Below are 19,245 nucleotides of genomic sequence, written 5' to 3' on the forward strand. Positions count from 1 at the left end.
GTCGCCGTCCGCGGGCCGCTGGGCGCTGGCCGCTGGGCGCTGGCCGCTGCTCGACGGCTGGTGGCCGGGACGGAACGGCAGTCTCCCGTTGGCGTCGAATCCAGACACCCCTCTCAGGGCGCGGCTGATCCGCCGTACGTCGGCGCCCGGGACGGCCTACCGGCCGGGGCGCGCTGTCGCGCGGATCGGCCGCGTTGGGCGGCATTCGTCTCAGCCGGGCGCGGCTTTCGTCTCGCGCCTTCGGCGCAAAGCGTCAGCAACGGGCGGGGAGGGGAGGCCAGGGCGCCGTCGCCGTCTGCGGGCCGCTGGCCGCTACTCGATCGCTAATGGCCAGGGCGGAACGGCAGTCTCCCGTTCCCGCCGAATCCAGACACCCCTCTCAGGATTGCTTGCCCCCGAGCAAGTACCCCGTCAAACGATTCTGAGAAGGTACTTTCGTCTCTCACGTACACCGGACCGCAGACGGCGGCCGTGGGCTTCGGTCACGGTTACCGACCACAGACGCTCGACCGTCGGCGTCGGTTGCCGTCACCGGCCACCGGGCGGCAGACGGCGATGGCGCCGGGCCTCTCCCCTCCTCGCCCGCTGCCGCCGTTCTGCGCCGAAGGCGCGAGACGAGAGCCGCACCCGGGCGGGCCGAATGCCGCCCAGCGGCGCGTAGCCGCCCACCACACCGGACCAAGCCGCACACCGCCCAGCGCGGGAGAGCGCGCCCGGGCCGGGGCAGGACCGGCAGCGCGGCCGTGACCGGCCCGCGGCCGGCACCCCGCACCGCCGCCCGCGACCCGTGCCCGAGTCGGGACCGCCCGCTCGCGTCGCTCAGCTGCGTGGCGCCGTCTCCGCGCGGGCGATCGCCGCGGCGGCGGCCGCGGTCAGCTGCGGGTAGGCGCTGGCCTTGGTCAGCACCGGTATCGCGCGTGGGTCGCCGAGGGCGCCGAGCCCCTCCACGCACGCGCGGGCTATCGACCAGTGGTGCTCCCGCGCGGCCAGTAGCCGCTCCAGCGTCTCGGCGAGCGCCGGCACGGACTCGGGGGCGCGCAGCTCCACCAGCAGCCGGATGGGGTGCAACGCGTAGTGAACGCGGACCGGGTTGGTGGCCAGCGCCGCGGCCGCGCGGGCGGTGCGCGGGTCGCCGAGCCGGGCCAGCGCCCGCGCGGCGGTGGCGCAGCGCACCGGGTCGCGGTAGTTGAGCATGAGGATGAGCGTTTCGAAGGCGCGTCGGTCGCCGATGGTGCCGAGCGCGTACGCGGCGGTCTCGCGCGCCCACAGGGGCTGTTCCGGGGCGACCAGGACACGGGCGAGCTCCTCGCGTGCGGCGGGCGTGCGCTCGCGGACGAGCGCCAGCAGCGCGCGGTACGCGGCCACCTCCGCCGGGGACGTGAGTGAAGCCCGCACCCGGTCGACCAGCGCTCGGAAGTCGTCTTCCATGACCCGATTCCCTCCCCACTGCCCGCGTGTACGCGTGGTCCACGCCACAGCGCGAGCGTCGTAACCACCTCTGGCGTAACGGTTACCCGCGAGTTAAGCTGCCGGCCACGAGCAGCACTCAAGCTCGGGCGGCCTGGTGACGCAGCCGCCAAGAGTGACGTCGGTTCGGCACTCGAGTATCTGTACGGCACGGCCCCGGGACAGGGCCTGCCGCAGCGTTCTTCGCGGGTTTCACCGAGTTCTTACGACTTTCTACGAGCAGTGGTGCCCGTCCAGGAGCGCGTAACTCCCCTTCCGCCGCGGCCCGGAGCGTTTTCCAGGTTACGGCGGATCCGGATCCCTCAGTCGTCACCTCTCCCCGAGACCGGGGAACACCCTCAGGAGACCCTCGATGGGCCGAACGTCCACACCTGAACCCTCCCCCGCGCCGTCCCTCAGCCTGCGCACCGTGGCCGTGATCGGCCTCGGCACCATGGGCACCGGCATCGCCGAGGTGCTGACCCGCGCCGGTCGCGAGGTCATCGGCATCGACATCAGCGAGGCCGCCGCCCGTACCGCCGTCGCCGCCCTGGAGTCCGCCACCGCCCGCGCGGTGCGCCGCGAGAAGCTCACCGAGGAGGAGCGGACCGCGGTCCTCGGCCGGTTCCGCACCTCCACCGAGCTGGCCGACGCCGCCGGCGCCGACCTCGTCATCGAGGTGGTGCCGGAGCACTACGAGACCAAGCACGAGGTCTTCACCGCGCTGGACGCCGTCGTGCGCCCGGAGACGATCCTGGCCACCGGCACCAACGCGTTGTCGGTGACCCGGCTGGCCGCGGACTCCGCCCGCCCCGAGCGCGTCCTGGGCCTGCACTTCTTCAACCCCGCCCCCGCCATGAAGCTGGTCGAGGTGGTGTCCTCCGTGCTGACCGCCCCGGCGGCGGTGGCGGCGGTCACCGACCTCGCCCGCGACCTGGGCAAGGAGCCGGTGGCCGTGGGCGACCGGCCGGGCTTCGTCGCCGACGGGCTGCTGTTCGGCTATCTGAACCAGGCCGCCGCGATGTACGAGGCGAAGTACGCCACGCGCGAGGACATCGACGCCGCCATGAAGCTGGGCTGCGGGCTGCCGATGGGCCCGCTGGCGCTGCTCGACCTGATCGGCATCGACACCGCGCGCACCGTCCTGGAGGCCATGTACGCCGCATCCCGCGACCGGCTGCACGCTCCCGCCCCGATCCTCGGCCAGCTCAGCGAGGCCGGGCTGAACGGCCGCAAGTCGGGCCGCGGCTTCTACAGCTACGCGGCGCCGGGCAGCGGGGAGGTGGTGCCGGACGACCTGACTCCGGGCGACGCGCACGAGACGGCGGCCGGTCGCACCGTGCGTCGGGTCGGCGTGGCCGGCTCGGGCACCATGGCCAGCGGCATCGCCGAGGTCTTCGCCAAGGCGGGGTACGAGGTGGTGCTGGCCGCCCGCGGCCTGGACAAGGCGGAGAAGGCGAAGGGCCGGATCGACCGCTCGCTGCGACGCTCGGTGGAGAAGGGCCGGCTGACCGAGGAGGCCGCACGGGAGGCGCTGGAGCGCGTCACCCCGGCCGGCGCGCTGGACGCCTTCGCCGAGGTGGACCTGGCGGTGGAGGCGGTCGCCGAGGACCTGGCCGTCAAGCAGCAGCTCTTCGCCACCCTGGACAAGGTGTGCAAGCCGGGCGCGGTGCTGGCCACCACCACCTCCTCGCTGCCCGTCATCGCCTGCGCCCGCGCCACCTCGCGGCCGCGGGACGTGATCGGGATGCACTTCTTCAACCCGGCGCCGGCGATGAAGCTGGTCGAGGTGGTCCGCACCGTGCTGACCTCGGAGGAGGCGCACGCGACCGTCCGCGCCGTCTGCCGGCAGGTGCGCAAGCACCCGGTGGACTGCGGCGACCGGGCCGGCTTCATCGTCAACGCGCTGCTGTTCCCCTACCTGAACAACGCCGTGAAGATGGTGCAGGAGCACTACGCCTCGCCGGATGACATCGACGCGGCGATGAAGCTCGGCGGCGGCTATCCGATGGGCCCCTTCGAGCTGCTCGACGTCGTCGGCCTGGACGTGTCGCTGGCGATCGAGAAGGTGCTGCACCGCGCGTTCCGCGATCCGGGCCTGGCGCCCGCGCCGCTGCTGGAGCACCTGGTGGCGGCGGGCTGCCTGGGGCGCAAGACCGGGCGCGGCTTCCGCGAGTATGCGAGGGCCTGAGTACGTCCCCGGCTGGGGCGGGCTGCTGGAGCCCGGCGGCGGTCCGCCCCCGCGCACGCACTCCGCAGCGTGTTACGTTCCCCACATGTCCCAGCCCGTGAAGTCCGCTCGTCCGAACCGTACGACCGCCGCCGACGGCGGCGACAGCGCCGGCTCGCGCCGTGCGGCCGCGCAGCGCCTGACCATGCGCCGCAAACTGGCCGCCGCTGCCATGGAGTTGTTCGCGACGAAGGGCTACGAGGCCACGACGGTCGACGAGATCGCCGCCGCGGCCGGGGTCGCCCGCCGCACGTTCTTCCGGCACTTCCGCTCCAAGGAAGAGGCGATCTTCCCCGACCACGACGACACGCTGGTGCGCGCGGAGGCGGTCCTGGAGGCCGCCCCGCCGCACGAGCACCCGCTGGACACGGTCTGCCGGGGCATCAAGGAGGTCATGAAGATGTACGCGGCCTCCCCGGCCGCGTCGGTGGAGCGCTACCGGCTGACCCGCGAGGTTCCGGCCCTGCGGGAGGCCGAGATCGCCTCGGTGGCCCGCTACGAGCGGCTGTTCACCCGCTATCTGCTGGGTCATTTCGACGAGGGCGCGCACCACGTCGGGGACGACGACCCACTGCTGGCCGAGGTCGCCGCGTCCGCGGTGGTGACCGCGCACAACCACGTGCTGCGACGCTGGCTGCGGGCGGGCGGCCAGGGCGACGTGGAGACGCAGCTGGACCACGCGTTCGCCATCGTCCGGGAGACCTTCGGCACCGGCATCGTGGCGGGCCGGTCGCTGTCCGGCCGCGGGCCGGCCGCCGCCGCGACGGTGGAAGCCGCGGACGAGGTGGTGGTGATGGTGGCGCGCACCGACGCCCCGCTGAACGAGGTCATGCGCACCATCGAGCAGGCCCTGAAGAAGCGCGCCTGACGGCCCCGCGGCCGCCGCTCCCCGCGCCTTTCCGCACGTTCGCGCCCCTTCCCGCGCGCTTCCGCCCCGGCACCGACCACAACCCTTCGCACACCATCACACACCCTCCGCGACGGCCGCCCCTCCTAGGGGCGGCCGTCTTGCTCATGCGTGCAGCCGGAATGACAATTGAGAGAAATTGTTGGCACCCAGTGTCTTGCCCAGTGGCACGCGGTGCCATAACTTGAGAGAGTCCGGGCGGCCGGCGCGTTGAGAAAGCGCGTCGCGCGTCGGCTGTCCCCGCAAGCACCTTGCGCGCCCGGACGCCTGCGTCACAGGCACCCCCCGGCACCGTCCGGGACCCCAGCGCCACCCGCGCACCGCCGAGCACCACCTCCGCCGAACCGACGGCACCACCGGCTCCACCCACAGCCCGTCAGATCGACCCCAGCGTTCCCTCAAGCGTTCTCAGACGCTTCGCCGGAGGCCACCATGAACGAGATCCTGGACGCGATCCTCGCGCCCGACAGCACGCCAGCGGACCTGGCGGCGATCCCCCTGCCGGAGTCCTACCGCGCGGTCACCGTGCACAAGGACGAGACCGAGATGTTCGACGGCCTCAGCACCCGGGAGAAGGATCCGCGCAAGTCCCTTCACCTGGACCAGGTCCCGGTGCCCGAACTCGGCCCCGGCGAGGCCCTCGTCGCCGTGATGGCCAGCTCGGTCAACTACAACTCCGTCTGGACCTCGATCTTCGAGCCGCTGTCCACCTTCGGCTTCCTGGAGCGGTACGGCCGGCTCTCCCCGCTGACCAAGCGGCATGACCTCCCGTACCACGTCATCGGCTCCGACCTGGCGGGCGTGGTGCTGCGCACCGGCCCGGGCGTCAACGCCTGGAAGCCGGGCGACGCCGTCGTGGCGCACTGCCTGTCGGTGGAGCTGGAGAGCGCCGACGGCCACAACGACACCATGCTCGACCCCGAACAGCGGATCTGGGGCTTCGAGACCAACTTCGGCGGCCTCGCCGAGATCGCGCTGGTCAAGTCCAACCAGCTGATGCCCAAGCCCAAGCACCTGAGCTGGGAGGAGGCGGCCGCTCCGGGCCTGGTCAACTCCACGGCCTACCGGCAGCTGGTCTCCCGCAACGGCGCCGGGATGAAGCAGGGCGACAACGTGCTCATCTGGGGCGCCAGCGGCGGACTCGGCTCCTACGCCACCCAGTTCGCGCTCGCCGGCGGCGCCAACCCGATCTGCGTGGTCTCCAGCGAGCAGAAGGCGGCGATCTGCCGGGCCATGGGGGCCGAGGCGATCATCGACCGCAGCGCCGAGGGGTACAGGTTCTGGAAGGACGAGCACACCCAGGACCCCAAGGAGTGGAAGCGCTTCGGCAAGCGCATCCGCGAGCTGACCGACGGCGAGGACGTGGACATCGTCTTCGAGCACCCCGGCCGGGAGACCTTCGGCGCCTCGGTCTACGTCACCCGCAAGGGCGGCACCATCGTCACCTGCGCCTCCACCTCCGGCTACAACCACGAGTACGACAACCGCTACCTGTGGATGTCGCTCAAGCGCATCGTCGGCTCGCACTTCGCCAACTACCGCGAGGCGTGGGAGGCCAACCGGCTGATCGCCAAGGGCAAGATCCACCCCACCCTCTCCAAGACGTACTCCCTGGAGGACACCGGCCAGGCCGCCTACGACGTCCACCGCAACCTGCACCAGGGGAAGGTCGGCGTGCTGTGCCTGGCCCCCGAGGAGGGCATGGGCGTGACCGACCAGGAACTGCGCGACCAGCACATCGACGCCATCAACCGCTTCCGGAATGTGTGAGACGCACGCATGACAGAACGCCGTAAAGACCGTCCGTGGCTGATGCGGACCTACGCCGGGCACTCCACCGCCGAGGCGTCCAACGAGCTGTACCGGCGCAACCTCGCCAAGGGCCAGACCGGTCTGTCGGTCGCGTTCGACCTGCCGACGCAGACCGGCTACGACCCCGACCACATCCTCGCCCGCGGCGAGGTGGGCCGGGTCGGGGTGCCGGTCTCCCACCTCGGTGACATGCGACGGCTGTTCCAGGACATCCCGCTGGAGCAGATGAACACCTCGATGACGATCAACGCCACCGCCATGTGGCTGCTGGCGCTCTATCAGGTGGTCGCCGAGGAGCAGGGCGCCGACATCGGCAAGCTGCAGGGCACCACCCAGAACGACATCGTCAAGGAGTACCTGTCGCGGGGCACGCATGTCTTCCCGCCGGGGCCCTCGCTGCGGCTGACCACCGACATGATCACCCACACGGTGAACCACATCCCGAAGTGGAACCCGATCAACATCTGCAGCTACCACCTGCAGGAGGCGGGGGCCACCCCGGTACAGGAGATCGCCTACGCGATGTCCACGGCGATCGCCGTGCTGGACGCGGTCTTCGCCTCCGGGCAGATCCCCGAGGAGCGAAAGGGCGATGTCGTCGGTCGCATCTCGTTCTTCGTCAACGCCGGGGTCCGGTTCATCGAGGAGATGTGCAAGATGCGCGCCTTCGGCCGCATCTGGGACCAGATCACCCGGGAGCGGTACGGGATCGACAACCCCAAGCAGCGTCGCTTCCGCTACGGCGTCCAGGTCAACTCGCTCGGCCTGACCGAGGCCCAGCCGGAGAACAACGTCCAGCGGATCGTCCTGGAGATGCTGGCCGTCACCCTCTCCAAGGACGCCCGGGCGCGCGCCGTGCAGCTCCCCGCCTGGAACGAGGCGCTGGGCCTCCCCCGGCCCTGGGACCAGCAGTGGTCGCTGCGCATCCAGCAGGTCCTGGCGCACGAGAGCGACCTGCTGGAGTACGAGGACATCTTCGCGGGCTCGCATGTGATCGAGGCCAAGGTGGAGGCGCTGGTCGCCGAGTGCCTGGCCGAGATCGACCGGATCCAGGAGATGGGCGGCGCGATGGCGGCCGTGGAGTCCGGCTACCTCAAGGCCCAGCTGGTCTCCTCGCACGCCGAGCGGCGAGCCCGGATCGAGGCCGGCGAGGAGAAGATCGTCGGCGTCAACTGCTTCGAGTCGACGGAGCCCAACCCGCTCACCGCCGACCTGGACACCGCCATCATGACGGTCGACCCGGCGAACGAGGCCCGGGTCGTCGCCTCCCTGCACACCTGGCGCGACAACCGCGACGAGGTCCGCGCGCAGGAGTCGCTGTCCGCCCTCAAGGCGGCCGCGGCCGGCGACGCCAACCTCTTCGCCGCCACCCTGGAGTGCGCCCGCGCGGGCGTGACGACGGGCGAGTGGTCCTGGGCGCTGCGGGACGTCTTCGGCGAGTTCCGGGCCCCCACGGGGGTCAGCAGCGCCCCGGTGGCGGTCGCCGCCGAGGCGGGCAGTCTGCTGGCCGAGGTCCGCGACAAGGTGGCCAAGACCGCCGCCGAGCTCGGCAGCGGCAAGCTGCGGCTGCTGGTCGGCAAGCCCGGCCTGGACGGGCACAGCAACGGCGCCGAGCAGATCGCCGTACGCGCCCGCGACGCCGGCTTCGAGGTGGTCTACCAGGGGATCCGGCTCACCCCGGAGCAGATCGTCTCGGCCGCCGTCGCCGAGGACGTCCACTGTGTGGGGCTGTCCATCCTCTCCGGCTCGCACGCCGAGCTGGTGCCCGACGTCCTGCGGCGGCTGCGCGAGGCCGGCGCGGTGGAGCTGCCGGTGATCGTCGGCGGCATCATCCCCTCCGCGGACGCGCAGGCGCTCCGCGCGGCCGGTGTCGCGGCCGTCTTCACGCCGAAGGACTTCGGCATCACGGAGATCATCGGCCGTATCGTCGACGAGATCCGGAAAGCGAACCAGCTCGACCCGTTGGAGGTCCCCGCATGACCACGCCGTCCCCCGTGAACCGGCTGCGCCCGCGTCGCTCCTGCCTCGCGGTCCCCGGTTCGAACCCGCGCTTCCTGGAGAAGGCGCAGGGGCTGCCGGCCGACCAGGTCTTCCTCGACCTGGAGGACGCGTGCGCGCCGCTCGCCAAGCCCGAGGCGCGGCACACCATCGTCAAGTTCCTCAACGAGGGCGACTGGACCGGCAAGACTCGGGTCGTGCGGGTCAACGACTGGACGACCCACTGGACGTACCGGGACGTCGTGACGGTCGTCGAGGGCGCGGGCCCCAACCTCGACTGCATCATGCTGCCGAAGGTCCAGAACGCCGAGCAGGTCGTCGCCCTCGACCTGCTGCTGACGCAGATCGAGAAGACGATGGGCTTCGAGGTCGGCCGGATCGGCATCGAGGCGCAGATCGAGAACGCGCAGGGCCTGAACAACGTCAACGCGATCGCCCAGGCCTCGCCGCGCATCGAGACGATCATCTTCGGCCCCGCCGACTTCATGGCCTCCATCAACATGAAGTCGCTGGTCGTCGGCGAGCAGCCGCCCGGTTACCCGGCGGACGCCTACCACTACATCCTGATGAAGATCCTGATGGCGGCCCGCGCCAACGACCTCCAGGCGATCGACGGCCCGTACCTCCAGATCAAGAACGTCGACGGCTTCCGCGAGGTCGCGGGCCGCGCGGCGGCGCTGGGCTTCGACGGCAAGTGGGTGCTGCACCCGGGTCAGGTGGAGGCCGCCAACGAGGTCTTCTCGCCCTCGCAGGAGGACTACGACCACGCGGAGCTGATCCTCGACGCGTACGAGTGGTGCACCTCCGAGGCGGGCGGCAAGAAGGGCTCGGCGATGCTCGGCGACGAGATGATCGACGAGGCCAGCCGCAAGATGGCACTGGTGATCGCGGGCAAGGGCCGCGCCGCCGGGATGACCCGTACCAGCACGTTCGAGGCCCCGGAGGCGTAAGCGATGCAGTTCGGACGCACCTACGAGGAGTTCGAGGTCGGCGCGGTCTACCGGCACTGGCCGGGGAAGACCGTCACCGAGTACGACGACCACCTCTTCTGTCTGCTCACCATGAACCACCACCCGCTCCACATGGACGCGAACTACGCGGAGAAGACCACCGATTTCGGCAGGAACGTGGTGGTGGGCAACTACATCTACTCCCTGCTGCTGGGGATGTCGGTGCCGGACGTGTCCGGCAAGGCCATCGCCAACCTGGAGATCGAGTCGCTGAAGCACGTCGCACCGACCTTCCACGGCGACACCATCTACGGCGAGACGACGGTGCTGGACAAGTGGCCGTCGAAGTCCAAGGACGACCGCGGGATCGTCTACGTGGAGACCAAGGGCTACAAGCAGGACTCCACCCTCGTGTGCGTCTTCCGCCGCAAGGTGATGGTCCCCACCGCCACGTACATCAAGGAGCGCGGCGGCGAGCAGCCCGGCCGCCCGGAGTTCCCGGAAGGGGAGAAGTGAGATGGGGCGTCTCGCGCAGACCGACGGGCTGACGGAGATCCAGCAGGAGATCCTGCGCACGGTCCGTGACTTTGTCGACAAGGAAATTCTTCCGGTCGCCACCGAGCTGGAGCACCGCGACGAGTATCCGGCGCAGATCGTTGAGGGCCTCAAGGAACTCGGCGTCTTCGGGCTGATGATCCCGGAGGAGTACGGCGGGCTGGGTGAGTCTCTTCTCACATACGCGCTCTGCGTGGAGGAGATCGCCCGCGGCTGGATGAGCGTGTCGGGGATCATCAACACGCACTTCATCGTCGCCTACATGCTCAAGCAGCACGGCACCCAGGAGCAGAAGGACTATTTCCTGCCAAAGATGGCGCTGGGCGAGATCCGGGGCGCCTTCTCCATGTCGGAGCCGGCCCTGGGCTCCGACGTGTCGGCGATCACCTCCAAGGGTGAGCGGGACGGGGACGATTTCCTCCTCACCGGCCAGAAGATGTGGCTGACCAATGGCGGCACCTCCTCGCTGGTGGCGGTGTTGTGCCGAACGGACGAGGGGCAGCCGGAGGGCACTCCGCCGCATAAGTCGATGACCACCTTCCTCGTCGAGAAGGAGCCGGGATTCGGCGAGGTCAGGCCCGGACTCACCATTCCGGGCAAGATCGAGAAGATGGGCTACAAGGGCGTCGACACCACCGAGCTGATCATGGACGGGCTGCGTGTTCCGGCTGATCGCGTGCTCGGCGGGGCCACCGGCCGTGGCTTCTACCAGATGATGGACGGCGTCGAGGTCGGCCGGGTCAATGTCGCCGCACGAGGCTGCGGAGTGGCCCAGCGCGCCTTTGAGCTGGGCGTTTCCTATGCCCAACAGCGGACAACCTTCGGCAAGCCGATCTCTCAGCACCAGGCCATCCAGTTCAAACTGGCGGAAATGGCGACCAAGGTCGAGGCCGCTCATGCCATGATGGTCAACGCTGCCCGGAAAAAGGACTCCGGTCAGCGCAATGATCTCGAAGCGGGGATGGCCAAGTACCTGGCCTCCGAGTACTGCAAAGAGGTCGTGGAGGACGCCTTCCGCATTCACGGCGGCTACGGCTTCTCCAAGGAATACGAGATCGAGCGCCTTTACCGCGAGGCACCGATGCTTCTCATCGGCGAGGGTACCGCCGAGATCCAGAAGATGATCATCGGGCGGCGACTGCTGGAGGAGTACCACATACAGGGATAGATGTCCTGGTTTGGGATGGTATCTAAGAGAACAAGATCACACCCCGCTCCGGACTTCAGCCATCGACTGGCCCTGGCGCTTGCCTAGTTACCGCCCGCAACCGATACCATCCCCGGAAAGCCGCCGTCCCCTTTTTCGCTACGCGGCATCCTCCGCTACGAAGGTCATCCATGCCCCACAGCCAAACCTCTGCACCTCGCGACAGCCTCGCCGGCGTACGCCTCGCGCGCGGAGCATCGCCGTGGCTCCTCCCGACCGTCGCCACCGCGGCGGTCAGCCTCACGGCCGCCCGGGCCCGGCGCTCCGGGCGCTGGGCGGCGGTCGCCGTGCCCGCCACCGCTCTGGCGGCGGGCATGCTGTGGTTCTTCCGCGACCCTGAGCGAGAGATCGCCCAGGGCCGGGTCATCTCCCCGGCCGACGGCGTGGTGCAGAGCATCATGCCGTGGAAGGACGGGCGCACCCGTGTCGCGATCTTCATGAGCCCGCTGAACGTCCACGTCAACCGCGCGCCGCTGGCGGGCACGGTGACCTCCGTCGAGCACATCCCCGGCGGGTTCGTTCCGGCTTTCAACAAGGAGAGCGAGAACAACGAGCGGGTCGTCTGGCACTTCGACACCGAGCTCGGCGACATCGAGATGGTGCAGATCGCCGGTGCCGTGGCCCGGCGGATCGTGCCGTACATCCCGCAGGGCACCAAGGTGGAGCAGGGCGAGCGCATCGGCCTGATCCGCTTCGGCTCGCGCGTCGACATCTACCTTCCGGAGGGCGTGGAGGTCGCCGTCGAGGTCGGTCAGCCCACGGTTGCGGGGGTGACTCGTCTTGACCGTGACTGATCCGGACACTCAGGCCGGGTGGGTCGCCGAGGTCGAGGACGACGAGGAGACGGACCCGGACACCGGCGATATGCCGCTGTCACTGCGGCTGTCGATAGCGGACACCCTGACCCTCGGTAACGCCACGTGCGGCTTCATGGCGGTGTACTTCACCACCACCGGCGTCCTCATCCCGCATCTCACGGGCCACGAGGACGGCGGGATGGCCCGGCACAGCGCGGCCACCGCGGTGATGCTCATGCTGCTCGCCTCGGTCTTCGACCTGTTCGACGGCCTGGTGGCGCGGAAGCTGCGCAGCTCGGCGATGGGGGCGGAGCTGGACAACCTCTCCGACCTGATCAGCTTCGGGCTGGCCCCGGCCTACTTCGTGCTGGTCTGGGGCATGGTCGCGGACGGCGCGTACCAGCAGCGGGTCTCGGCGGTGGCGGCGATCCTGGTGCTTCTCGCGGTCGTCCTACGACTAGCGAGATTCTCCTGCGTGACCATGAAGGACGGCATGTTCCAGGGCATGCCGAGCCCCTTCGGCGCACTGACCGTCGTGTCGGTGGTGCTGCTGGGGCTGCCGTTCGTGCCGACGCTGCTGGCCATCGTGGGTGTGGCGTGGCTGATGGTCAGCCGGGTCGAGTACCCCAAGCCGCGCGGATGGCTGGCGGTCGCGATGCTCAGCTGGATCGTCACCAGCATGGGGCTCCTGGCGGCCTGGGCCTTCGAGGCCCCCGGCGGCGAGCTGCTGCTCCAGACGGCGTGCTCGCTGCAGCTGGTGATGGGGGCGGTCATCCCCCTGTTCGCCACGGCGCGCCGGGTGAACACGTTCCGTGACAACCGCCGCGAGGCACGGGCGGCGCAGCTGCCGTAGCGCGGGACCGCGAAGCGGTCGAGAGCCGAGGCGAAGGGCCCGGGCGACATGGTCGCCCGGGCCCTTCGCCATGCGGCCGCGCCGGGGCCGCACGTGCGGCGGCGCGGGGCCGCACACGAGGTGGGCGGGGCGGACGGCGTCCGTCAAGCGCGCCGCGAGGGCTCAGCCCAGTCCGCCAAGCGCTCCGGGGGCCCCAGCCCACGCCGTCCGTCAGCGCGCCGCAGGGCATCCGCCAGGCGCTCCGCCAGGCATCAACCCACGGCCTCCGCCAAGCCCTCCGCCAGGCGTCAGCCCACGCCGTCCGCCAAGCCCTCCGCCAAGCGCTCCGCGAGGCGTTCGAGCAGGGGGCCCGCCTCGGCCATGCAGCGCGCCGGGTCGGGCTCCAGGTCGGTCAGCGCGTACGCCCGGGAGATCCCGGCCGCGGCGAGGGCCTCGGCCGGGAGGGTGAGCCGGCCGCAGACCGCGAGCACCGGGACGCCGCGGGCGCGGGCGGCCGCGGCCACCCCCACCGGGGCCTTGCCGTGCAGCGTCTGCTCGTCGAGCGAGCCCTCGCCGGTGATCACCACATCGGCGCGGTCCAGGGCGTCCACGAAGCCGAGGACGTCGAGCATGACGTCGATGCCGGGCCGGAAGACCGCGCCGAGGCCGACCAGGGCGCCGTACCCGATGCCGCCCGCCGCGCCCGCGCCGGGGGCTTGGGCGTACTCCGCGGCCCGGGGGCCGACCGCCCGCTCCAGCACCCGCGCGTAGTGGGCCAGGGCGAGGTCCAGCGCGGCGACGTCCGCGTCCGTGGCGCCCTTCTGCGGCCCGTAGACCGCCGGGGCGCCCTTGGGTCCGGTCAGCGGATTGTCGACGTCGCTGGCGAGGATGGTCTCGGTGTCGGCCAGTCGCGGGTCGAGCCCGGAGAGGTCGACCGTGGCCAGATCGCGCAGCGGGCCACCACCGGGGGCCACCGGCCGGCCGTCCGCGGTCAGCAGCCGCGCCCCCAGCGCGCTCAGCATCCCCGCGCCGCCGTCCGTGGTCGCGCTGCCGCCGACACCGAAGACGATGGTCCGCGCGCCCGCGTCCAGGGCCGCGCGCAGCAGCTCGCCACTGCCGTACGTCGTGGCGGTGAGCGGCGCGAAGACGCCACGGGGCAGCCGGCGCAGTCCGGACGCCTCGGCCATCTCCACCACCGCGGTCCTGCCGCGCATCGCGAACGAGGCCGTGAGCCGGGTGCCCAGCGGCCCGGTCACCACCGTCTCCCGGCGCTCGAACCCGGCCGCGACGGCCGCGTCGACCGTGCCGTCGCCGCCGTCGGCCACCGGCAGCGCCTCGACGCGCACCCCGGGCAGCGCGCGGCGCAGCCCGGCCGTCACCCGCGCGGCGACCTCGACCGCCGTCAGCGAGCCCTTGAACTTGTCCGCGGCGATCAGTACCCGCGTGTCCGTCACCTTGCCACCCCTCGCCGATTCCAGGAGTCGCGCCGCTGCGACCCTATACGGGCCGCCGCCGCGGGTACACCTGTTCCATGGAGGCTTCCCAGGAGGCACTCGCGGACCGCGTCCTCGGCGGCTGGCTCGGCCGGATCGCCGGGAACATGCTGGGCAAGCCGGTGGAGGACGGGAGCTACTGGACGCGCGAGCGCATCGACCGCTATCTGCGGGCCACCGGTGCGCTGCCGCTGACCGACTACCTCCCCGCTCCCGACGCCGTCCTTCGCGCCGAGGTGGTGCCGCGCGCCGAGTTCGCGCTGCGCCCGGAGTGGCCCGAATGCACCCGCGGCCGCATCGACGGCAGCTGCCGGGACGACGACGTCGACTACTCGATCCTGGGTCTGCGGCTGCTGGAGCGGTACGGTCCGGACTTCACCACCGAGCAGGTCGGCACGGCGTGGCTGGAGTCGCTGCCGTACCTCCAGACCTTCACCGCCGAGCGCGCCGCGTACCGGAACCTGGCCGACGGCCTGCGCCCGCCGCTGACCGCCACCGTCGACAACCCGTACCAGGAGTGGATCGGCGCCCTGATCCGCGCGGACGTCCACGGCTGGGTCTCCCCCGGCGACCCGCGCCGGGCGGCGGCCCTGGCGCGGCGTGACGCCGTGCTGTCGCACACCGGCAACGGCGTGTACGGGGCGATGTGGGCCGCGGCGCTGGTGGCCGCCGCGTTCACCGCCGACGGCCCGCGCGAGGCGGTGGAGACGGCCCTGGGCGTGATCCCGCCGGGCTGCCGGCTGGCCCGCGCGGTGCGGCACACGGCGGCGCTGCACGAGGCCGGGGTGGGCTGGGCGGAGGCGCTGGCCGAGGTGGACCGGGAGACCGGGCGGCTGCACTGGATCCACGTCGTCCCCAACGCCGCCGTGCTCACCGCCGGCCTGCTCTACGGTGCGGGCGACTTCAACGCCACCCTCGCGCTCACCGTGCGCGGTGGTCTGGACACCGACTCCAACGGCGCGACGGCCGGCTCCGTCGCGGGTGTGCTGTGCGGGGCCGCCGCCATCCCGCCCCAGTGGACCGAGCCGCTCCACGACCGCGTACGGAGCGCGGTCTTCGGCTTCGACAACGCCGCGATCAGCGATCTGGCGCGACGCACGACCGCACTCGCGGCCCGCGCGGAGGCATGACCGCGCTCCGCGCGGGCGAACCGTGCGTCGAGACGCGCGACAGGAGACGCGGCCGGCGGGACACGAGACGCGCACTACGGACGTACGTCGGACGCGCGCGACGGACGTCGCGAGACATGGGTACGTCCGCGCGGGGCCGGGCCGGGCGCGGCGGCGGGGCCGGACGGGGCGGGGCCGGACGGGAGGGGCGGCGCGCATCGCGCGGGAGTGCGAAAACCCGGTCGCCAGGGCACAGAGCGCTGCGTACGCTCGCGGCATGAGCAGCGAGCCGACACGGCGTCCCCTGGTGGCGATCCTGAGCGGGGCGGGCATCTCCACGGACTCCGGGATTCCGGACTACCGCGGGCCACAGGGACTGTGGCGGCGCGACCCGGAGGCCGAGAAGCTGGTCACCTACGACGCGTACATGTCCGACCCGGAGATCCGCCGCAGGTCCTGGCTGCTGCGCCGGGACTCGCCCGCGCGGCACGCCAGGCCGAACGGGGCGCACGAGGCGGTGACGCGGCTGGAGCGCTCCGGGGTGCCGGTGCGGGTGCTCACGCAGAACGTGGACGGACTGCACCAGATGGCGGGCATGCCGCCGCGCAAGGTGCTGGAGCTGCACGGCACGGCCCGCGCGGTGCAGTGCACGGGCTGCGGGGCGCGCTCGGACATGACCGAGGCGCTGGCGCGGGTGGAGGCCGGCGAGCCCGACCCGCCGTGCCTGGAGTGCGGCGGGATCCTGAAGTCGGCGACCGTCATGTTCGGCCAGGCCCTGGACCCGGTGGTGCTGGGCGAGGCGATCGCCGTCGCCAAGGCGTGCGAGATCTTCATCGCGGTCGGCACCAGCCTTCAGGTGAACCCCGCCGCCGCGCTCGCCGGCCTGGCCGTGGAGCACGGCGCGCGGCTCATCATCGTCAACGCCGAGCCGACGCCGTACGACCCGCTGGCGGCCGAGCTGATCCGCGAGCCCATCGGAAGCGCGCTGCCCGCGCTGCTGGACACGCTCGGCGCGACCGGCCCCTGAACTCGGCCCCCGGTCAGCCTTACGCCTCGCCCGTGCCCGCCGCGTCGCGGTGGATCCCGCCGGAGCCGACGACGCGTCGGCGTTCGCCCTGCCCACTGCCGGCCTGTCCCTCCCCGACGCCCGAGGAGTGGTCGCGGGCGCCTTCGAGGGTGCTTCGGCCGCTCTCCGGTGGCTCCTGCGGCCGGCTAAAGGCGCCCTGGGCCGGCGTCCTCGGCCCGCGGCTGGGCCCGGGTCCTTCGGCCCGCGGCTGGGCCCGGGTCCCTCGGCCCGCGGCTGGGCCCGGGTCCCTCGGCGCACGCCGTGCTGGGCCGGCACACCGTCCCCTCCTCCTGGGACGGGCGGACCGCCGCGCGAGGTGAGAGGGGATCGCGCGGGGTGGGCCGGCGGAGCGCGTTAGAAGAGTTGCCCCTCCGCCGCGGAGTCCCCGCTCTCGAACGCCAGCAGCCGGCGCTTGCGGTCCAGGCCGCCGCCGTAGCCGGTGAGGCTGCCGGAGGCGCCGACGACACGGTGGCAGGGGACGATGATGCTGACCGGGTTGCGGCCGTTGGCGAGCCCCACCGCGCGGGCGGCGGTCGGCTGCCCGAGCCGCTCGGCCAACTCGCCGTAGGAGATGGTCTCGCCGTACGGGATGTGCTGGAGTTCGGCCCAGACGCGGTGCTGGAACGGCGTGCCGGCCAGGTGTAACGGCAGGTCGAACTCGGTCAACTCACCGCTGAAGTAGAGCTCCAGCTGCCGGATGGTCTCGCCGAACGGCGTCTCGTCGCGCTCGCCGAAGGTCTCCAGGGGCGGCCGGTGCCGGTGGTCGGTCATGTAGAGCCCGGAGAGCGCGCCGTCCGTGGCGACCAGGGTGAGCGGTCCGTAGGGGCTTTCGTGGACGGTGTGGACGCGGGTCATGAGCGCCTTTCGAGTTCCGTGGAAGGTCAGTTGGCGGGAAGGCGGTTGATCGGATGATCGGCGGTCGCCCAAAGGTACTGGACCGCGTACGCGCGCCAGGGGCGCCAGGCGGTCGAGTGCCGGGTGAGCGCGACCGGGGTGGCCGGCAGTCCCAACCCCCGGGCGGCGCCGCGCACTCCGAGGTCGGTGGGGACGAAGGCGTCCGGGTCGCCGAGCGCCCGCATGGCGACCATCTCCACGGTCCAGGGGCCGACGCCGGGCAGCGCGGCGAGCCGCTCCCGGGCCGCGTCCCAGTCGCTGCCGACCCCGAGCGTCAGTTCGCCGGCGGCCAGCGCGCCGACCAGTCCCGTGAGCGTGGCCCGTCGGGTGGCGGGCATGGCCAGGGCGGCCGGGTCCAGGCCGGCCAGCGCCTCGGCCGTGGGGAAGAGATGGGTGAGTCCGCCGGCCGGATCCTCGACGGGGGCGCCGTGCGCGGTCACGAGCCGGCCGGCCAGGGTGCGCGCGGCCGCCGTGGACACCTGCTGGCCCAGCACGGCCCGGACGGCGAACTCCTCCGCGTCCACCGTCCCCGGCACCCGCCGCCCCGGTGCCTCGTCGACCAGCGGGGCGAGTCGCGGGTCCGCGCGGAGCGCGTCGTCGACGGCAACCGGGTCGGCGTCGAGGTCCAGGAGCCGCCGGCAGCGACTGATCGCCCCGGCCAGGTCACGCAGGTCGGTCAGGGACAGCCGGCAGGCGATGTGGTCCGACTCGGGGCGCAGCGCCACCACCCCGTGGCCGTACGGCAGGCGCAGGGTGCGCCGGTACGCGCCGTCGCGCCACTCCTCCACGCCCGGTACCGCGGTGGCCGCCAGGTGCCCGAAGAGGTTGTCCGGACAGAGCGGGGCCCGGTACGGCAGCCGTAGGTTCAGCTCCCCCGGCGCCGCCACGGGGCGCCCGCGCCGGGCCCGCTGCCGCAGTTCGGTGGGGCTGAGCGCGAACACCTCCCGCACCGTCTCGTTGAAGGACCGGATGCTGGAGAACCCCGCAGCGAAGGTGATGTCCGCCATCGGCAGCGCGCTGGTCTCGATCAGCAGCCGCGCGGTCTGCGCCCGCTGCGCCCGCGCGAGCGCCAGCGGGCCGGCACCGAGCTCCGCCAGCAGTTGGCGTTCCACCTGTCGCGTGCTGTACCCGAGCCGAGCCGCCAGCCCCGGCACCCCCTCCCGATCCACCACCCCGTCCGCGATCATCCGCATCGCGCGGGCCACCAGGTCGGCCCGCTCGTTCCACCGCGGCGATCCCGGCGTGGCGTCAGGCCGGCACCGCTTGCACGCCCGGAACCCCGCCTGCTGGGCTGCCGCCGCGCTCGGGTAGAAGGTCATGTTCCGCGCTTTCGGCGGCACGACCGGGCAACTGGGGCGGCAGTAGATCCGCGTCGTGAGCACCGCGGTGAAGAACCACCCGTCGAAACGGGCGTCATGGGACTGCACGGCGCGTACGCACCGGTCGTGGTCTGTGTGCATGGCTCCAGCATCGGCCACCGGACCCCGCGGGGCTCGCGGAAATCCGACACGGCCCTCGAGCCCCTCCGCGACGCCCCGCGTGGACCTCGGGACGCTCCTCCGCGCGGACAACGGCCGCCGCCCCACCGCGTGATGACCACCGCTGCCCTCGCCTGGTGATGACTGCCCCCGCCCCCGTGATCCGCCGCCGTACGGGCTTCGGGCAAGGTCCACCCGGCGCTGACGGTTCCCCGCGCGGGCTCCCGCAAGGTCCCGCACGGGCGGCGCCGCCCCGCGCGGGCTCTGGGTCGCGTCCCGCATCGACGGAGGTGCCGTCCGGCGGGCCTCGGACGAGCGCGGGCGGTGGACACCGGCCCCGGACCGGCGGGTCGCCACCCGCGCGGGCTCGGGGCCGTCGCGCGCCGGGACGCCGGGTCACCCCGGCGCCTTGCCGGGACGCTCACCGGGCGGCCGGCGGCGACCGGGGTCAGATGGTCCTCGGAGAGCACC

General features: G+C 72.2%; 15 protein-coding genes. 11 read left to right on the forward strand and 4 right to left on the reverse strand.

Annotated features, from left to right (window positions below):
• Positions 1–819: 819 nt before the first annotated feature.
• Positions 820–1,428, reverse strand: coding sequence for a HEAT repeat domain-containing protein (locus LRS74_RS06850; protein WP_277740152.1), 609 nt, complete (start codon positions 1,426–1,428; stop codon positions 820–822).
• A 391-nt stretch (positions 1,429–1,819) separates the two neighbouring features.
• Between LRS74_RS06850 and LRS74_RS06855 the strand changes: the two genes are divergently transcribed.
• From LRS74_RS06855 to pssA, 9 genes are all read left to right on the forward strand, one after another.
• Positions 1,820–3,637: a 3-hydroxyacyl-CoA dehydrogenase family protein gene (locus tag LRS74_RS06855; RefSeq protein ID WP_277740153.1), complete on the forward strand. Its 1,818-nt coding sequence runs from the start codon at positions 1,820–1,822 to the stop codon at positions 3,635–3,637.
• Between the two features lie 85 nt (positions 3,638–3,722).
• A complete protein-coding gene (locus tag LRS74_RS06860) occupies positions 3,723–4,544 on the forward strand; it encodes a TetR family transcriptional regulator (RefSeq protein WP_277740154.1) in 822 nt (273 codons plus the stop codon).
• Positions 4,545–5,015: 471 nt separating this feature from the next.
• Positions 5,016–6,353, forward strand: a complete 1,338-nt coding sequence (gene ccrA, locus LRS74_RS06865; protein ID WP_277740155.1) for a crotonyl-CoA carboxylase/reductase — start codon at positions 5,016–5,018, stop codon at positions 6,351–6,353.
• 9 nt (positions 6,354–6,362) lie between these two features.
• Positions 6,363–8,375 (forward strand): protein meaA, encoded by a 2,013-nt coding sequence (locus LRS74_RS06870; RefSeq protein WP_277740156.1) that lies wholly within the window; start codon positions 6,363–6,365, stop codon positions 8,373–8,375.
• A complete protein-coding gene (locus LRS74_RS06875; RefSeq protein ID WP_277740157.1) occupies positions 8,372–9,343 on the forward strand; it encodes a CoA ester lyase in 972 nt (323 codons plus the stop codon). Before LRS74_RS06870 ends, LRS74_RS06875 begins: the two co-directional genes overlap by 4 nt.
• A gap of 3 nt (positions 9,344–9,346) precedes the next feature.
• Complete coding sequence (locus tag LRS74_RS06880) at positions 9,347–9,859, forward strand: MaoC family dehydratase (RefSeq protein WP_144382216.1); 513 nt, start codon at positions 9,347–9,349, stop codon at positions 9,857–9,859.
• Between the two features lies 1 nt (position 9,860).
• Positions 9,861–11,066: an acyl-CoA dehydrogenase family protein gene (locus tag LRS74_RS06885; RefSeq protein ID WP_277740158.1), complete on the forward strand. Its 1,206-nt coding sequence runs from the start codon at positions 9,861–9,863 to the stop codon at positions 11,064–11,066.
• A gap of 170 nt (positions 11,067–11,236) precedes the next feature.
• On the forward strand, positions 11,237–11,899 hold the full coding sequence (locus LRS74_RS06890; RefSeq protein ID WP_277740159.1) for a phosphatidylserine decarboxylase: 663 nt from the start codon (positions 11,237–11,239) through the stop codon (positions 11,897–11,899).
• Positions 11,886–12,755 (forward strand): CDP-diacylglycerol--serine O-phosphatidyltransferase, encoded by an 870-nt coding sequence (pssA, locus tag LRS74_RS06895; protein ID WP_144382213.1) that lies wholly within the window; start codon positions 11,886–11,888, stop codon positions 12,753–12,755. Before LRS74_RS06890 ends, pssA begins: the two co-directional genes overlap by 14 nt.
• A gap of 287 nt (positions 12,756–13,042) precedes the next feature.
• On the opposite strand, the gene LRS74_RS06900 is transcribed toward pssA, so the two are convergent.
• A complete protein-coding gene (locus LRS74_RS06900; RefSeq protein WP_277740160.1) occupies positions 13,043–14,188 on the reverse strand; it encodes a glycerate kinase in 1,146 nt (381 codons plus the stop codon).
• 77 nt (positions 14,189–14,265) lie between these two features.
• Between LRS74_RS06900 and LRS74_RS06905 the strand changes: the two genes are divergently transcribed.
• Both LRS74_RS06905 and LRS74_RS06910 read left to right on the forward strand, forming a co-directional pair.
• Positions 14,266–15,357, forward strand: coding sequence for an ADP-ribosylglycohydrolase family protein (locus LRS74_RS06905; protein WP_277740161.1), 1,092 nt, complete (start codon positions 14,266–14,268; stop codon positions 15,355–15,357).
• Between the two features lie 256 nt (positions 15,358–15,613).
• Positions 15,614–16,363 carry a Sir2 family NAD-dependent protein deacetylase gene (locus tag LRS74_RS06910; RefSeq protein WP_277740162.1) on the forward strand — a complete coding sequence of 250 codons (750 nt, stop codon included), beginning with the start codon at positions 15,614–15,616 and terminating at the stop codon, positions 16,361–16,363.
• A 393-nt stretch (positions 16,364–16,756) separates the two neighbouring features.
• On the opposite strand, the gene LRS74_RS06915 is transcribed toward LRS74_RS06910, so the two are convergent.
• Both LRS74_RS06915 and LRS74_RS06920 read right to left on the reverse strand, forming a co-directional pair.
• On the reverse strand, positions 16,757–17,257 hold the full coding sequence (locus LRS74_RS06915) for a methylated-DNA--[protein]-cysteine S-methyltransferase (protein WP_277740163.1): 501 nt from the start codon (positions 17,255–17,257) through the stop codon (positions 16,757–16,759).
• A gap of 26 nt (positions 17,258–17,283) precedes the next feature.
• Positions 17,284–18,756 carry a DNA-3-methyladenine glycosylase 2 gene (locus LRS74_RS06920; protein ID WP_277740164.1) on the reverse strand — a complete coding sequence of 491 codons (1,473 nt, stop codon included), beginning with the start codon at positions 18,754–18,756 and terminating at the stop codon, positions 17,284–17,286.
• Positions 18,757–19,245: the final 489 nt, after the last annotated feature.

This window comes from Streptomyces sp. LX-29, from assembly GCF_029541745.1.
In the GTDB taxonomy this organism is placed as follows: domain Bacteria; phylum Actinomycetota; class Actinomycetes; order Streptomycetales; family Streptomycetaceae; genus Streptomyces.

Coding starts and splice junctions, on each gene's coding strand:
- LRS74_RS06850 (WP_277740152.1), bottom strand. CDS start 1,428: ATGGAAGACGACTTCCGAGCGCTGGTCGACCGGGTGCGGGCTTCACTC.
- LRS74_RS06855 (WP_277740153.1), top strand. CDS start 1,820: ATGGGCCGAACGTCCACACCTGAACCCTCCCCCGCGCCGTCCCTCAGC.
- LRS74_RS06860 (WP_277740154.1), top strand. CDS start 3,723: ATGTCCCAGCCCGTGAAGTCCGCTCGTCCGAACCGTACGACCGCCGCC.
- ccrA (WP_277740155.1), top strand. CDS start 5,016: ATGAACGAGATCCTGGACGCGATCCTCGCGCCCGACAGCACGCCAGCG.
- LRS74_RS06870 (WP_277740156.1), top strand. CDS start 6,363: ATGACAGAACGCCGTAAAGACCGTCCGTGGCTGATGCGGACCTACGCC.
- LRS74_RS06875 (WP_277740157.1), top strand. CDS start 8,372: ATGACCACGCCGTCCCCCGTGAACCGGCTGCGCCCGCGTCGCTCCTGC.
- LRS74_RS06880 (WP_144382216.1), top strand. CDS start 9,347: ATGCAGTTCGGACGCACCTACGAGGAGTTCGAGGTCGGCGCGGTCTAC.
- LRS74_RS06885 (WP_277740158.1), top strand. CDS start 9,861: ATGGGGCGTCTCGCGCAGACCGACGGGCTGACGGAGATCCAGCAGGAG.
- LRS74_RS06890 (WP_277740159.1), top strand. CDS start 11,237: ATGCCCCACAGCCAAACCTCTGCACCTCGCGACAGCCTCGCCGGCGTA.
- LRS74_RS06905 (WP_277740161.1), top strand. CDS start 14,266: ATGGAGGCTTCCCAGGAGGCACTCGCGGACCGCGTCCTCGGCGGCTGG.
- LRS74_RS06910 (WP_277740162.1), top strand. CDS start 15,614: ATGAGCAGCGAGCCGACACGGCGTCCCCTGGTGGCGATCCTGAGCGGG.
- LRS74_RS06915 (WP_277740163.1), bottom strand. CDS start 17,257: ATGACCCGCGTCCACACCGTCCACGAAAGCCCCTACGGACCGCTCACC.
- LRS74_RS06920 (WP_277740164.1), bottom strand. CDS start 18,756: ATGCACACAGACCACGACCGGTGCGTACGCGCCGTGCAGTCCCATGAC.